This window comes from Marinomonas lutimaris (assembly GCF_019426345.1).
GTDB lineage: Bacteria > Pseudomonadota > Gammaproteobacteria > Pseudomonadales > Marinomonadaceae > Marinomonas > Marinomonas lutimaris.
The window spans coordinates 89,356-105,004 of record NZ_JAHLLW010000011.1; the positions used below are offsets into that span (position 1 = coordinate 89,356).

The window sequence follows — 15,649 nt, forward strand, 5'->3', positions numbered from 1 at the left end:
CGAGACTGCAACACGCCCAATTCAAGTGCAAAACAGAGCACTAACAACCGTATTATTGCCGAATTTATAGACAAGTGTATTTGGCCTGCTTGTTGCTTAGTCATTAGTAGCGCAAATAGTTTGCGTGACGCAATGAGTAGAAGCGGTCAAATTTGGTGTCGGGTTCCAACAAACCAAGTTCGGGCATTGCTCACTGCCTTGTCGACAACCCAAAGAGGATGTCGAAAGGGAAGTGACAGCCGTTTCTATCTAACTCGACTGTGTACCCAGCCCTCTCGCTCTTTCCTCATCTTGTTTTCTTTGTGGTTGTTTCAGTGACTGAGTTTGGTTTGCTTAAAAAAAGCAACGCCGAATCTATGATGAAGCATGGAGAAAACAATGAACAACCAACTAAGAACACCGCTATTTCGTCATCTATGCCTAGCTGGGGCCCTGGCATTTACAGCTTTGAATGGCAGTACCGTATTCGCTGCTGATGAAGTGAAGTTTCAGCTTGATTGGTTGCCTGGAGGCGACAAAGCGCCTGTTTATGTAGGTATTAGAAAAGGCTTTTTTAAAGAAGTTGATATAGACGTGAACGTTGCCAGCGGCCGTGGCTCTAATGATTCGATTAGCAAACTCGCCACCGGAAATGCCGATTTAGGTTTGTCCGACTTGGTCGCACTGTTAATGGCAAAAGCTCAAAACGATGTACCAGTTTCTGCGATTTATTCTGTATTTAGCAAAGCTCCCCATGCTTTCTTTGTACCTGCTGACTCAGACATTAACAGCGTAAAAGACGTTGCAGGTAAACGTATCGTCACCTCGCCTTATACCTCCTCAAATGTCTTTTTACCCTTGTTGTTAGAAGTGAATGACGTTGATCCAAACAGCATAAAATTGGTCAAAGCAGACGCTGGCGCCCTAAACCCAATGTTACTTTCCGGTAACACAGACGTCGTTATTTCATGGATAACTGATACCGTAATTTATCAACAACAAGCCAAAAGTGCAGGAAAAACCTTACGAGTATTACCTTGGTACGATGCCGGTTTAGAGTTTTATTCAACCTCTATCATCGCGTCTGATCGCTTTATTGATAAACACCCAGGCGTGACCAAACGCTTTGTTGCAGCTTATAAAAAAGCCATTGAATACACTTGGGCACACCCTGAAGAAAGCGGACAAATCGTTCATGATATGGTGCCTGAAGTCGATGCAAGTACCGCGACGGATACCATTAACTCCATCAAATCCTTGGTTTATAACGCAGTCAGCGATCAAGATGGCTACGGCGCATTTACCAAAGAAAGACTCGCCACCACATGGCAGTGGACCGCCAAAGCACAGAATATTCCTGTCGGAAGTTTTGACCCTGAAAGCGCCGTTAATCGCCAGTTTCAGCCTTAAATAAAGATCATCACCTTGTAAAAGAGAAACGGTAATAAAGCCCATTTATTTGGGCTTTTTTATTGCTATTAGACGCAAATAGCTTCTATTTAGAGTAAAATACCTCTATTAAAAACAATAACAGAGGTCGATATGGACATAGGTCTGGCCAAGCATTTAAAACTCAATCAACTACGCTTAATTTCGGTTATTTCCGAGCATGGTCAACTGGGCATTGCTGCTGATGAAATGGCAATGACACAACCTGCTGCGTCACGCATGTTGAGTGAAATTGAACAAACTATTGGTACGCGTTTATTTATTCGTCACGCCAAGGGTATGGAGCCAACCTTGGTTGGTCAAGCAGTGGCACGTCGTGCTCACAACCTTTTGGTTGAGCTTCGAGATCTTGCCCGTGAAGTTGGCGAACTAAAAGAAGGTGGCGGTGGCACCACGGCCATCGGCGCGGTAACCGGTGCAGCAGTAGGTTTTGTGATTCCAGCGATTCAGCAATTGCGTGCCATCGCCCCAAAGGCCGAGATTGATATCAATGTTGATACCAGTGATATTTTGGTACGGGATTTAATTGCTGGTCACAATGACTTCGTCCTCGCGCGAATCCCCAAACAATACGATGCCAACGAATTTGAAATTTACCCTGCGCGCACTGAATCGGTCAATCTATTGGTTCGCAAAGATCATCCATTAGCCAACTTAGATATTGTTAGGATAAAAGATCTGGCTCACTTTGAATGGGTTATGCAATCTCATCGCGCGCCAATACGCGAAGCGGTGGAAGCGGCTTTTATGGAAGAGCGCGCGGAGCTACCATTAAGCATCACCAACAGTACGTCTTTGCTCGCCTTAATTGCTATTCTCGTGTCATCAAATGCCATTGCACCTATCGCAAGAGAAGTCAGCGATTTGCTGATTGGTCATAAAGTACGAGCGGATCTAAGAGCGCTCAAACTAGACCGAAAAATAATCATGAGTCCTTATTATTTATTGCAAATGCGCGGTCGCCAATTATCGCCTCTTGCCAGTCAACTTAAGCGCTTGGTGCTTGCTGAGCTCGAACAGAAACCTACCAACACGTAAATACTCGCTCTTAACCTTTGCGAAACAGTAAAAAAAAGCGAGTCGGTTGCTTTCAAAACCGAACTCGCTTAATAACCCGCCTTGGGATATTTAATGCTTAAGAACTAGCCAGCTAGATCTTTTGGTAACAATGCTTTTGGAATATTTTGATAACAAACAGGACGCAAGAAACGACGAATAGACAAGGTGCCGACTGAGGTTGCACCGAAATTTGTCGACGCCGGATACGGCCCACCATGTACCATGGTATCGTTCACTTCAACTCCTGTTGGGAACCCATTCGCCAACAAGCGGCCCGCTTTGCGTTCCAACACAGGCAAAAGCTTCTGACAAGCCGCATGATCGCCTTCATCAAGATGAATAGTACAGGTCAGCTGGCCTTCCAAATGACGAGCCAACTCAACCATCTGCTCGACGCTTTCTGCCAGAACCACCAAGCCAAGAGGACCAAAAACTTCTTGATGAAGAGTTGGGTGATCTAGCCATGCTTGACCCGTTACCGTGAACAAGTTTGGCAATGCCGTTCTATCTGTTGTGTCTGCGTTACGAACAACCGATTCAATACCTGTTTTTTCTATTGCAGCAACACCAGAACGGTATGCATCAGCAATGCCATCCGTCAGCATGGTTTGCGCAGAGATCTCAGATAGAGCTGCACTCGCCGCTGCAATCATGGTTTTTGAATCTGCGTTATCCAACATCACCGCAATACCAGGGTTAGTACAGAACTGCCCTGCGCCCATAGTCAATGAACCCGCCCAGCCTTTACCTAACTCTACCGCTCGATTTTTAACCGCTTCCGGCATCACAAACATTGGATTCACAGAACCCAGCTCACCAAAGAAAGGAATTGGTTCTGGACGTGCTGCACACAAATCAAACAAGGCACGACCACCAGCTAAACTGCCAGTAAAGCCAACCGCTTTGATTAACGGATGCTGAACTAGAGCTTGACCAACTTGGCGATTACCGCCTTGAATCAAGGAGAAAACACCCGCTGGCATCTTGCAGCGCTGCATGGCCTTATCAACGGCTTGCGCCACTAACTCGCCCGTTCCCGGATGAGCAGAATGCCCTTTCACCACAACTGGACAACCCGCCGCGAGAGCCGCCGCCGTATCGCCACCTGCCGTTGAAAACGCCAACGGAAAGTTAGACGCACCAAACACTGCAACAGGACCAATCGGACGCTGCACCATGTACATATCAGGACGTGGCAACGGTGCGCGATCAGGCAAGGCTTCATCAAAACGACGATCCAAGTATTCACCCGATAAAATACGCTCAGAAAATAAACGCAGCTGACCTGTTGTACGACCGCGTTCGCCTTGCAAACGTGCTGCTGGCAAACCTGTTTCCTGTACACCGATCTCTGTAATTTGATCGCCTAGCACATCAATTTCATCAGCAATTGCATTTAGAAAAGCCGCGCGATCTTCACGAGTGGAATAACCAAATTCTTCAAACGCCGCTTCGGCGGCTTCTACCGCTGCGTCTACATCAGACACGCGACCAACGGCAAATTCATGAGAAGATCCTGTAGCAGGCGTTGAAGAAAATGTTGCGTCGCCCTTTACCCATGTACCGGCAATAAAATGCTGTCCCGTTAACATACTCACTCCTCTCTTTTTATTTAATTAAATAACCCCACCCCAAGAGGCGAGATATCGGTGTTTCATACGTCATTCCCGCGAAGGAGGCTGTTGCTAAACGACTTCCGTCGGTCTTGTATGTCGCGCATTTATGCCGACAAAAAACTCGTCACGACAAATTACGTCTTGTCGGGCTAAAGCCACGACCTACAAAACAATATACAAATCAACCCATTGTAGGCCGGATGAACCAAGGTATAATCTGGCTCTTTAATTAATGACTATCTTTTGGCACCGCAGCGCCTCGACANCAATATACAAATCAACCCATTGTAGGCCGGATGAACCAAGGTATAATCTGGCTCTTTAATTAATGACTATCTTTTGGCACCGCAGCGCCTCGACAACCTTTTAGGAAGTCAAAATCGGCACCCGTATCGGCACCTTGTACGTGGTCATGGAATAATTTGATGTAACCACTTTTTGGTGGTTCCAAATGACTTTTCCAGTTTGCTAAACGTGTTGCCATTTCTTCATCGGAAATGTCCACATGAAGACGGCGATTTTCTACGTCTAACTCAATCATGTCGCCATTTTGAATGACCGCCAATGGGCCACCAGCAGCCGCTTCTGGTGTGGTATGTAAAACCACAGTGCCATAAGCCGTTCCTGACATACGCGCATCTGAAATACGCACCATGTCTTTAATGCCCTTACGTAACACTTTTGGTGGCAAGCCCATGTTGCCAACCTCAGCCATACCTGGATAACCTTTTGGCCCACAGTTTTTTAGCACCATGACGCAGTTTTCATCGATATCCAAGGCTTCATCATTGATCTTAGCTTTGTAGTCATCAATGTCTTCGAATACCACAGCGCGGCCACGGTGTTGCAATAAATGCGCCGATGCCGCAGAAGGTTTCAGTACCGCGCCTTGTGGCGCAAGGTTACCTTTTAATACAACAATACCGCCTTTTTGTGTCAGTGCTTTTTCCACTGGCAAAATGACGTCTGGGTTCCAATTACGAACCTCTTTGACTTCTTCCCAAATAGATTCACCAGACACGGTAATGGCGTTTTTATGTAGTTTTCCAGCTTCTGCCAGATGCTTAATTACCACAGGCAAACCGCCTGCGTAGAAAAATTCTTCCATCAAATATTTACCTGATGGCATCAGGTTAACAATGGTGGCGATTTCTTGGCCCAATTTATCCCAATCATCTAGGGTTAAATCCACACCAACACGACCAGCAATAGCCAATAAGTGAATCACCGCATTGGTGGAGCCACCAATCGCGCCGTTGACGCGAATCGCGTTTTCAAACGCTTGGCGAGTCAAAATATCAGACGGTTTCAAATCGTCTTTCACCATGTCGACAATACGACGGCCAGTAAGGTGCGCCATCACTCGACGACGGCTGTCTACCGCTGGAATCGCTGCGTTACCCGATAACGCCATACCCAAAGCTTCTGCCATAGACGCCATGGTGCTAGCAGTGCCCATGGTGTTACAAGAACCCGCTGAGCGAGACATAGATTGCTCGGCCTCAAGGAAGTCTTCTTGGGTCATCTTGCCCGCTTTAATGTCTTCCGACATTTGCCACAAGGCCGTGCCAGATCCCACGCGCTCGCCTCTGAAGTAGCCATTCAACATCGGGCCACCAGATACAACAATCGCTGGAATATCGACACTACAGGCGCCCATAAGCAGCGCTGGAGTAGTTTTGTCACAACCTGCCAATAAGACAACGCCATCAAGCGGATTGGCTCGTAAAGCCTCTTCCACATCCATCGCTGCCATGTTGCGATACATCATAGCCGTCGGACGCAGTGAGCTTTCACCCACAGAGAACACAGGAAATTCCAGTGGCAAACCACCCGCCTCATAAATACCGTGTTTTACTCGATCAGCAAGATCACGAAGATGGGCGTTGCAAGGTGTAAGCTGCGACCACGTATTACAAATGCCGATCACTGGACGACCATCAAATAAATCCGCTGGCAAGCCTTGGTTTTTCATCCAGCTGCGGTGGTAAATATGATCACGTGAGGTACCGCCAAACCATTCGGTTGAACGTAATTTGCGGGGCCATGTTTTCGGTACGAACTTATTTTTCTCAGAATCACTCATACCCAACCTCCATCAACGATAAAGTTTTGCGCCGAGCACATTGCCGCCGCATCGGACCCTAAAAACAGCGCCATGTTGGCGATATGTTCAGGAAGCACTTTGCCTGTTAGGCATTGGCTCTGTTTAATTTTTTCTTCTGCCGCGTCATCAACCCACATGCGCAGTTGTTTTTCAGTCATCACCCAGCCCGGTACCAAGGTATTCACACGAATACCAGAACTACCCAAATCACGAGCAAGGGATCGAGTTAAACCATGGGTCGCCGCTTTGCTCGTGCCGTAAGTTGGATAACCGGCCGTTGCCATCATCCAGCCCACAGAACCAAAATTGATAATCGAACCACCACCCAATTTACGCATCATCGGCGCAACCGCTTGAGCGGCAAACATAGCGTGTTTGATATTCACACCTACTAGCTCATCAAAACGCTCTTCTGTCAGCGATTCTAAAGAATGACGTACGTCGTTGGCGGCGTTGTTCATCAAGACTGAAATTGGCCCAAACGCCTCTGCCGCAGCGCGGATTTTGCTTTGATAGTCTTGAATGTTGGTGATGTCACACACTTCAAAGCGCACTTCACAACCGTCTTTGGTCAGACGTTTGGCGAGCGCCGTACCGGCTTTTTCATCCAAATCCACAAAGGCCGTTTTTGCGCCTTGTTTGGCATACGCCTCAACAATCGCTGCACCAATGCCCGTTGCACCACCGGAAATAAAGACTGAGCGATCTTTTAAATCTGGGTAAACAGCGCTCTCTGTTTTATTCATAACGGCGCTACCTCGGTGTCGAGTTGATCCGCTTTCGCCAAGGCGTTGCGTAATGGCAAACCAAACGTCGGAGAGGAAATTTCAAAGACATCACCTTCTTGTGCTTGAATACCATCAGCAAACGACAAGGTCGCTGTGCCAAACATATGAACATGCAGATCGCCAGGCTGACGGAAAATCGAATATTTGAAATGATGATGTTCTAAGTTTTTAAAGGTGTGCGACATATTGTCTTCACCGGATAAAAAGCCTTTTTCCCATAAGGTTTTCTCGCCACGTTCGATGCGCGAATGACCATCGATGTGCATAGGCAATTCGCCCACCAGCAACTCAGGACCAAACGACGCTGGACGCAATTTTGAATGAGCCAAGTACAAATAGTTCTGGCGCTCTGTAATGTGATCAGAGAATTCATTCGCCAAGGTGTAACCAAGACGATGCACTTTGCCGTCTTCGCCAACTAAGTAAAAACCAGCGATTTCTGGTTCTTCACCGCCATCTAAAGCAAAAGATGGTGAAGGCAAAGCGTCACCCGGTGCAATCACACCAGCACCATTGCCTTTATAAAACCATTCAGGCTGAACACCTTCTTGACCGTCTTTTGGTTTGCCACCTTCAACACCCATTTGGAAAATTTTCATCGAATCGGTCAGCTCTTCGCTTTTCGCATGCATGGCATTGCGTGTTGCAGCGGAACCTAAATGCGTTAAACCGGTACCAGTCAGATACATGTGTGCTGGGTCTGGGTGACGCACAGGACAATCAAGCTGATTGTTCTTAGCAAGCTCAGTTAAATTTACCGACTCACCCAAACCATGTTTTTCAATAATTGACTTCAGCGGCACGCCATTTTTAACGGCTTCTTTTGCGAGTTCGTAAACACTCGATGCATGAAGAACAAGGTATGCTTCGCTGCCTTCACGACACACCACACCACCTTGTTTAATTTGAGATAAAAACAACATAAATCGCTCCTTAACCCGCGTTCTTAGCGCGCTTTTTGTTTGTTGTAGACGTCGAAGATAACCGCAGCGAGCAATACCAAGCCCTTAATAACCTGCTGCCAATCAATCCCTATACCCAATATCGACATCCCGTTATTCATTACGCCCATGATGAAGGCACCAATCACCGCACCGATGATTTTACCAACGCCGCCCGACATGGAAGCGCCACCGATAAATACGGCAGCAATAACATCTAACTCCATGGCGAAACCCGCTTTTGGCGTCGCTGTATTTAAGCGCGCAGCAAAGATCAAACCTGCCAATGCGGCCAACATGCCCATGTTGGCAAAGGTCAAAAAGGTTAAGCGTTCGGTATTAATGCCCGATAGCTTCGCCGCCTTAACATTGCCACCCAAAGCGTAGATGCGACGACCAATTGTGGTGCTGTTAGTCAAGAAGGTATAAATCGCGATCAACACCGCCATAGTCATCAACACGTTTGGCAAACCACGGTAAGTACTTAATAAATAAGATAAATAAATGATAGCGATAGCAACTAGAGCATTTTTCACAATGAAGAAAGAAAAAGGCTCATCTTGAATCCCGTATTTCAAGGCACGAGATCGACTGCGAGCGGCCAAGAAAACAATTGCACTAGCTGCCAACACACCTAACACCAATGCGGTCACATTTGGACGCCCCACACCAAACACATCCGGTATAAAGCCTGTACTTAATAGCTGAAAGCTTTTTGGAAATGGTCCCACTGACTGACCTTCCAGCAAAGCAAGAGTCAAACCGCGGAAAACCAACATGCCCGCCAAGGTGACGATAAAGGCTGGGATTTTCCAGTAGGCAATCCAATAGCCTTGTAAACCACCAATGATCAAACCAACAACAAGACACACAGGCACCACAACAATCGTTGGCAAGTCATAGTTAACCGACATCACGGCAGCCAATGCCCCAACGAAGCCTGCTACAGAACCAACCGATAAATCGATATGTCCCGCAACAATGACCAGTAACATGCCAATCGCCATAATGATGATGTAGCTGTTTTGTAAGAATAAGTTGGTTAAGTTAACCGGACGCATCAAGGTGCCATCGGTCAAAAACTGAAACATGCCCATGATCACAACCAGTGCGATCAACATACCGTAATCACGCATATGCGATTTCAAGTAGCTGGTAACAGACGGTGCCGATTGGACCACTGTAGAGGTTTCTTTTGTTGTCATTATTATTGCTCCGTTACGCTTTCACTATCATTGACATGATTTTCTCTTGGCTCGCATCAGCTTTGTCTAACTCACCAACAAAGCGGCCTTCGTTCATCACGTAAATACGATCACACATGCCAAGTAACTCTGGCATCTCTGAAGAAATCATCACCACGCCTTTACCGTCATCGGCCAGCTCATTGATGATGCTGTAAATTTCGAACTTAGCCCCCACATCTATGCCGCGGGTTGGCTCGTCTAGAATCAAAACGTCTGGCTGCGAATACAACCACTTACTCAACACCACTTTTTGTTGGTTACCGCCTGATAGGTTCATCACCTTTTGAAAGACGCTAGGAGTGCGAATATTGAGCGCTTGTCGATAATCCTCTGACACCTGACGTTCAATGTTTCCGTCAATTACACCATTTGAAGACACACGATCAAGGTTCGCTAACGTAGTGTTGGTCTGGATGGTTTCTTCTAGGATCAAACCCAGCTCTTTACGGTCTTCGGTGACGTACGCCAAACCACTTTTTATGGCCTTTGGCACGGTTGATAAATCGGCGATTTCGCCGCGTAAACGCACTTCGCCTTGGATGTTTTTGCCATAACTCTGACCAAACAAACTCATTGCCAATTCAGTTCGTCCTGAGCCCATCAAACCCGCAATCCCGACAATTTCACCGGCGTGCACGTTGAATTCAATATCATGAATCATCTGACGATCTAACGCATCGGGATGCCACACATTCCAACGGCTTACTTCCATGAGCGTTTTGCCTAAATGACCTTCTTGGGTCGGGTGCTTCCTTGCTGGGTAACGGTTCGCCATATCTCGGCCAACCATATCGCGAATAATGTCTGCTTCACTGATGCTCTGCGCATGACAATCTAGAGTAGATACAGAAGCGCCATCACGAATCACTGTGATGCTGTCTGCTACACGGCTGATTTCGTTTAATTTGTGGGTAATTAGGATGGAGGAAATACCCTGAGCTTTAAATTCCAACAATAGGTCAAGTAACTTCGCGCTATCGTTCTCTTGTAGCGCAGCCGTTGGCTCATCCAGAATCAATAACTTCACATCTTTGGCAAGGGCTTTGGCAATCTCAATAAGTTGCTGCTTACCCACTCCCAATTGACCCACTAAGGTCGAAGGAGACTCTTTCAAGCCGACTTTGGCTAACAATTCTTGCGTACGAGAATAGGTTTTTGGCCAATTAATCACGCCACCTTCTACATTCTCGTTACCTAAAAATAGATTCTCTGCGATTGATAAAAGCGGCACGAGCGCTAGCTCTTGGTGAATAATGATGATGCCTTTCTCTTCGCTGTCCGTTATGCCAGTAAATGCAACGGTTTCATCATTAAACAGAATATCGCCTTCATAACTTCCATGTGGATAAACGCCACTCAGCACTTTCATGAGAGTCGATTTACCCGCGCCATTTTCACCCACTAAAGCGTGAATCTCGCCAGCACGAACTTTAAGGTTCACCGCATCGAGGGCTTTTACTCCAGGAAACGTCTTGGTAATGCTGCGCATTTCCAAAATAATATTTTCCATAAAACATCCCATTAGCAGACGCGTTCTTGCCGTATCGACACACGGTCAACAACGCCTCTGCTGGTTTATTATTGTTGAATTAGGATACTAATCGTGCGCTTATTCGACCTGAGACTTCGTGTAATAACCACTACCTAGCAACACATCTTGCCAGTTGGATTTATCAACGGTTACAGGCTCAAGCAAATAACTTGGAACAACCTTAATGCCATTGTCATAGGTTGTAGTGTCATTGATTTCTGGTGTGGCATCATTCAATACCGCTTGAACCATACTTACTGTGACATTGGCTAATTCACGAGTGTCTTTGAAAACAGTGGAGTATTGCTCGCCTGCGATAATGGATTTCACTGATGGCACTTCCGCATCTTGACCCGTTACGATAGGCATTTTCAAATTGCCAGAACCGTAACCTACGCCTTTAAGTGACGACAAAATACCAATAGAAATACCGTCATAAGGAGACAACACACCGTCTATGTGTTTCTTGGTGTAATGTGCAGACAACAAATTATCCATACGTGCTTGAGCGGTCGCACCGTCCCAACGTAAGGTGCCTACTTTGTCCATGCCCATTTGACCAGAGACAACATTTACCTTGCCAGAATCAATCATTGGCTGAAGCACAGACATAGCGCCGTTATAGAAGAAATAAGCGTTGTTATCGTCTGGAGAACCACCAAACAACTCGACGTTGTAAGGACCTTTACCGCGTTTTTCCATACCGCTTACCAAAGACTTAGCTTGCAACACACCGACTTTGAAGTTATCGAACGTCGCGTAGTAGCTCACATAAGGGCTGTTTTTAATCAAACGGTCATAGGAGATAACTTTAATACCGGCAGCATCAGCGTTTTCCAGTGCATTAGATAAGGTCGTTCCATCAATCGCAGCAATGACAAGCACGTCAACGCCTTTTACGATCATATTTTCAATTTGAGAAAGTTGATTCGGAATTTCATCTTCGGCGTATTGCAGATCGACTTTGTAACCCGCATCTTTGAAGAGTTGCACCATGGAATCACCATCTGTGATCCAACGAGCGGAAGACTTAGTTGGCATGGCAATACCGACATAACCCTCAGCAGCCAAGGCACTCGCAGAGCTCAGTGCAGTGGCACCCAGTACTAAACCAGCAATGGCATTTTTTAAATAGTTCATTAGCTTCTCCTGTTACAGCCAAGGCAAGTACCATGAAGGAACAAGCTTCAGTGACCGTAGATTTTTTATGATTATTTTTTCGAGCCAATCAGGTCTTGAAAAACCTATCATCCAGAGTAGGCAAAATGTACATACCAATCAAATAGAATAAATGTTTGCCTTCATATCATTTTTGTTATGTGTATCGAATTGTAAGGATACCTCCAAATAGCCATATTACGTGCTGCACGCCTCAGTCAAATTTCGTATGATAAAAGCTCTCTTTACCGACTCTCTAACATTAGAAGGAATCTATGGAATTCATTTGGATCTTATTCGCATTCGCCTGCGGACTGGCCGTCAAGTTGATCAATTTACCGCCACTAATAGGTTTTTTGTTGGCTGGCTTTCTACTTAATTACGCAGGATTAGAGCCAAGCAATACTCTAGATTCTCTTGCCAACATTGGCATTACGCTGATGCTGTTTAGCATCGGCTTAAAATTGCATGTTAAGGACCTTTTAAAACGAGAAGTCTGGGCATCGACATTGAGTCATATGGGCATAAGCACCATAGTGTTTGCAGGTATTGCCTTACTACTTGGCACATTAAGTCTGCCCTACTTTGGCGTGCTGGATTTTAAAACCGCCGCGCTTATCGGTTTCGCACTCAGCTTTTCTAGTACTGTTTGTGTAATGAAATTGCTAGAAGAAGGCAGTGAATTAAAAACTCGTCACGGACAATTGTCCCTTGGCATTTTGGTTATGCAGGACATAGTCGCTGTGGTTTTTCTTGTCGCAGCCACAGGCAAAGTACCTTCAATCTGGGCACTGGGGTTATTTGGTTTACTGCTAATTCGTCCGCTTATCAATAAAATCGTCGACAAAGCGGGTCACGGGGAAATGCTGCCGTTAACAGGATTATTTCTTGCGCTAGGTGGTTATGAACTGTTTTATCTGGTTGGCGTAAAAGGCGATTTAGGCGCGCTGATCGTTGGTATTTTATTAGCATCTCACCCCAAAGCTGCCGAAATGAACAAGTCGCTAATGAATTTCAAAGACTTGTTTTTAATTGGTTTTTTCTTGTCCATCGGCTTCACCGCATTACCTACATTAAGCATGGTCGGCATGAGTCTAATCATTACTTTAGTGATTCTATTGAAGTTCGCACTCTTCTTCGTACTAATGACAAAAATGAAACTGCGCGGCCGAACATCATTTTTGTCATCGATCATTCTTTCTAACTACAGCGAATTTGGCTTAATTGTCGTTGCACTGAGTGTGGCAAACGGCTGGTTAGAAAAAGAATGGCTCGTCGTATTAGCGCTTGCGGTGTCTTTCTCCTTCGTCATTACCAGTATTTTGTACCGTAATGTGCACCGCATGTATCGTAAAAACAAAGACGTCATTCGTCGCTTTGAAAGCGCAGATTGTTTACCAGAAGATCGCTTTGTACAACCAGTAAACAGCGACATTCTCGTGGTGGGTTTAGGTCGAGTCGGACGCGGTGCGTTTGAGTCGTTGAAAGGTCTGGTTGGCGACACAGTCGCTGGTATGGATGCGGATCGCAATCGTATTAACCAAATGCAAGCCGACCAAGAAAACGTCTTCTACGGGGACGGTGAAGACGCTGACTTATGGGAACGTTTGGACACATCTAGAATTGAGCTCGTTCTGTTGGCATTACCTGCCACGGAAGACACCACTAATGTCGCCATACAGCTACGTAAAGCCAACTACACAGGCCAAATCGCAGCCATAGCACGTTATCAAGATGAAAGAGAAATCCTCATCAACAGCGGCATAGACAACGTCTTCAACTTCTACACCGAAGCGGGTACAGGTTTCGCCGAAGAGAGCTTGGCGCTTATTCGGCCAATGGACAACGCCATACCTTCTTAGTCACTAAAAAGCGCTAAGCACTTAAAAGTCAAAACTAAAAACGCGATGCCATGAATATAGCATCGCGCTTTTTATTGAATCTATTTATGCAGACCTAGCTTCATCTATTTTGGCTTTCACCACTTCGGCTTTTTCAGTCAATTCTGAATAGAGTCTGATATCGCCGCCACGTTGGGCTTGCATGGCTTTTTCTAGTAACTCGCCATATTCTTTGTCGAGTTTTTTAATCGGGTCGGACTTAAGAAAAGAAAACATAATTAGCCTGCTGTTGTGAATTTATAGAGTTAATACGACACGAACTGGAATTTAGATCTTTTTAACGTTACAAGTCACCAAAACAAAAACGCCAAGCAGATTTCTCTGATTGGCGTTTTAACTCAAAACTCCACAAGCTCGCGGCCTTGTAATTAGACGTCTAGGAAATCCATAATCCCTTCAGCTGCCTTACGACCTTCATCAATAGCTGTTACCACTAGGTCAGAACCACGCACCATGTCGCCACCAGCAAAGATTTTCTCGTTGGTTGTCTGGAACATGTACTTGCCTTTCTTCGGTGCGATAACACGTCCACGAGCGTCTGTTTCGATACCAAATTTCTCGAACCAAGGCGCAGGGCTAGCTTGGAAACCAAAGGCGATCAATACCGTGTCAGCAGGTATAATTTGCTCGCTGCCTTCAACAATCTCAGCAGTACGACGGCCGTTTTCGTCAGGCGCGCCCATTTGAGTTTCAACAACCTTGATGCCTTCTACTTTGCCATCACCAATGATTTCCACTGGCTGACGGTTAAATAGGAACTGCACGCCTTCTTCTTTCGCGTTTTGCACTTCTTTACGAGAACCTGGCATGTTTTCTTGGTCACGACGGTAGGCACAAGTCACGCTTTTCGCACCTTGACGAATCGCAGTACGGTTACAGTCCATTGCCGTATCACCACCACCCAAGACAACAACTTGCTTGCCTTTTAGATTCACGTAATCAGCTTCGTCTTCTTCGAAGTCTAGGCAATGATTGACGTTAGAAATCAGGTAATCCAAGGCATCATGAACGCCTGGTAAGTCTTCACCTGGGAAACCGCCTTTCATGTATTTATAAGTACCCATGCCTAAAAACACGGCATCGTACTCTTCCAATACATGTTCAAATGGTACATCGTCACCAACAGACGTTCCAAGTACAAACTCCACGCCCATTTCTTCAAAAATTTCACGACGGCGTGTCATAACGCTTTTTTCCAGTTTGAATTCTGGAATACCAAACGTCAGCAAGCCACCAATTTCTGGGTACTTATCAAATACGACTGGTTTGATACCGTTACGCACCAATATGTCCGCACAAGCAAGACCAGCAGGACCTGCACCAACGATAGCAACTGTTTTATTAACCGGTACTACGTTAGACATATCAGGACGCCAGCCCAAAGCAAACGCCGTGTCTGTAATATATTTTTCAACAGAACCGATCGTCACCGCACCAAAGCCACCTTCGCCAAGGGTACAAGCGCCTTCACAAAGACGGTCTTGTGGGCAAACACGACCACAGACTTCTGGCAAAGAGTTGGTTTGATGGCTCAACTCAGCTGCTTCTAAAATGCTACCTTCGCTTACTAACTTCAGCCAGTTTGGAATGTAGTTATGTACTGGGCATTTCCACTCACAATAAGGGTTGCCACACTCTAGACAGCGATGTGCTTGATCTTTCGCACCCGCTTCTTCAAATGGTTTATAAATTTCGACGAATTGCGCCTTACGAGTAATTAAAGGCTTTTTCTTAGGATCCTTACGGTCCACTTCGACGAATTGAAATGCGTTGTTCAAGCGCTCAGACATAAGCTGCTATCTCCTTGGCTGCCTGTAAACAGACAGCGCTTCTCTCAAATGGGTCAGACTGATTCGTTCACAGCGCTTGATTC

At 45.9% G+C, this 15,649-nt stretch carries 12 protein-coding genes; 3 read left to right on the forward strand and 9 right to left on the reverse strand.

Annotation, left to right across the window (positions count from 1 at the left end; genetic code table 11):
• Positions 1–378 precede the first annotated feature (378 nt).
• Both KPL72_RS13665 and KPL72_RS13670 read left to right on the forward strand, forming a co-directional pair.
• Complete coding sequence (locus KPL72_RS13665) at positions 379–1,389, forward strand: ABC transporter substrate-binding protein (RefSeq protein WP_219703296.1); 1,011 nt, start codon at positions 379–381, stop codon at positions 1,387–1,389.
• Positions 1,390–1,521: 132 nt separating this feature from the next.
• Positions 1,522–2,466: a LysR family transcriptional regulator gene (locus KPL72_RS13670; RefSeq protein WP_219703297.1), complete on the forward strand. Its 945-nt coding sequence runs from the start codon at positions 1,522–1,524 to the stop codon at positions 2,464–2,466.
• A gap of 104 nt (positions 2,467–2,570) precedes the next feature.
• Here the strand turns inward: KPL72_RS13670 and KPL72_RS13675 are convergent, their stop codons facing one another.
• The 7 genes from KPL72_RS13675 to chvE all read right to left on the reverse strand — a co-directional run bounded on the left by KPL72_RS13675 (position 2,571) and on the right by chvE (position 11,857).
• Positions 2,571–4,079 carry an aldehyde dehydrogenase (NADP(+)) gene (locus KPL72_RS13675; RefSeq protein WP_219703298.1) on the reverse strand — a complete coding sequence of 503 codons (1,509 nt, stop codon included), beginning with the start codon at positions 4,077–4,079 and terminating at the stop codon, positions 2,571–2,573.
• Between the two features lie 349 nt (positions 4,080–4,428).
• Positions 4,429–6,189 carry an L-arabinonate dehydratase gene (gene araD, locus KPL72_RS13680; protein WP_219703299.1) on the reverse strand — a complete coding sequence of 587 codons (1,761 nt, stop codon included), beginning with the start codon at positions 6,187–6,189 and terminating at the stop codon, positions 4,429–4,431.
• Positions 6,186–6,956, reverse strand: coding sequence for an SDR family NAD(P)-dependent oxidoreductase (locus tag KPL72_RS13685; RefSeq protein WP_219703300.1), 771 nt, complete (start codon positions 6,954–6,956; stop codon positions 6,186–6,188). Before KPL72_RS13685 ends, araD begins: the two co-directional genes overlap by 4 nt.
• Positions 6,953–7,921 carry an AraD1 family protein gene (gene araD1, locus KPL72_RS13690; protein ID WP_219703301.1) on the reverse strand — a complete coding sequence of 323 codons (969 nt, stop codon included), beginning with the start codon at positions 7,919–7,921 and terminating at the stop codon, positions 6,953–6,955. The genes KPL72_RS13685 and araD1 overlap by 4 nt, the downstream gene beginning before the upstream one ends.
• Positions 7,922–7,944: 23 nt before the next feature.
• On the reverse strand, positions 7,945–9,144 hold the full coding sequence (gene mmsB, locus KPL72_RS13695) for a multiple monosaccharide ABC transporter permease (protein WP_212916800.1): 1,200 nt from the start codon (positions 9,142–9,144) through the stop codon (positions 7,945–7,947).
• 13 nt (positions 9,145–9,157) lie between these two features.
• The gene (mmsA, locus tag KPL72_RS13700) at positions 9,158–10,696 is read right to left on the reverse strand and encodes a multiple monosaccharide ABC transporter ATP-binding protein (RefSeq protein ID WP_219703302.1); all 1,539 of its coding nucleotides are present in this window, start codon (positions 10,694–10,696) and stop codon (positions 9,158–9,160) included.
• 99 nt (positions 10,697–10,795) lie between these two features.
• Positions 10,796–11,857, reverse strand: a complete 1,062-nt coding sequence (gene chvE, locus KPL72_RS13705) for a multiple monosaccharide ABC transporter substrate-binding protein (protein ID WP_219703303.1) — start codon at positions 11,855–11,857, stop codon at positions 10,796–10,798.
• Positions 11,858–12,150: 293 nt separating this feature from the next.
• On the opposite strand from chvE, the gene KPL72_RS13710 reads away from it, so the two are divergent.
• The gene (locus KPL72_RS13710; protein WP_219703304.1) at positions 12,151–13,737 is read left to right on the forward strand and encodes a cation:proton antiporter family protein; all 1,587 of its coding nucleotides are present in this window, start codon (positions 12,151–12,153) and stop codon (positions 13,735–13,737) included.
• 84 nt (positions 13,738–13,821) lie between these two features.
• On the opposite strand, the gene KPL72_RS13715 is transcribed toward KPL72_RS13710, so the two are convergent.
• Positions 13,822–13,992 (reverse strand): DUF6435 family protein, encoded by a 171-nt coding sequence (locus tag KPL72_RS13715; RefSeq protein ID WP_212916804.1) that lies wholly within the window; start codon positions 13,990–13,992, stop codon positions 13,822–13,824.
• Positions 13,993–14,144: 152 nt separating this feature from the next.
• The gene (locus KPL72_RS13720) at positions 14,145–15,566 is read right to left on the reverse strand and encodes an FAD-dependent oxidoreductase (RefSeq protein WP_219703305.1); all 1,422 of its coding nucleotides are present in this window, start codon (positions 15,564–15,566) and stop codon (positions 14,145–14,147) included.
• Positions 15,567–15,649: the final 83 nt, after the last annotated feature.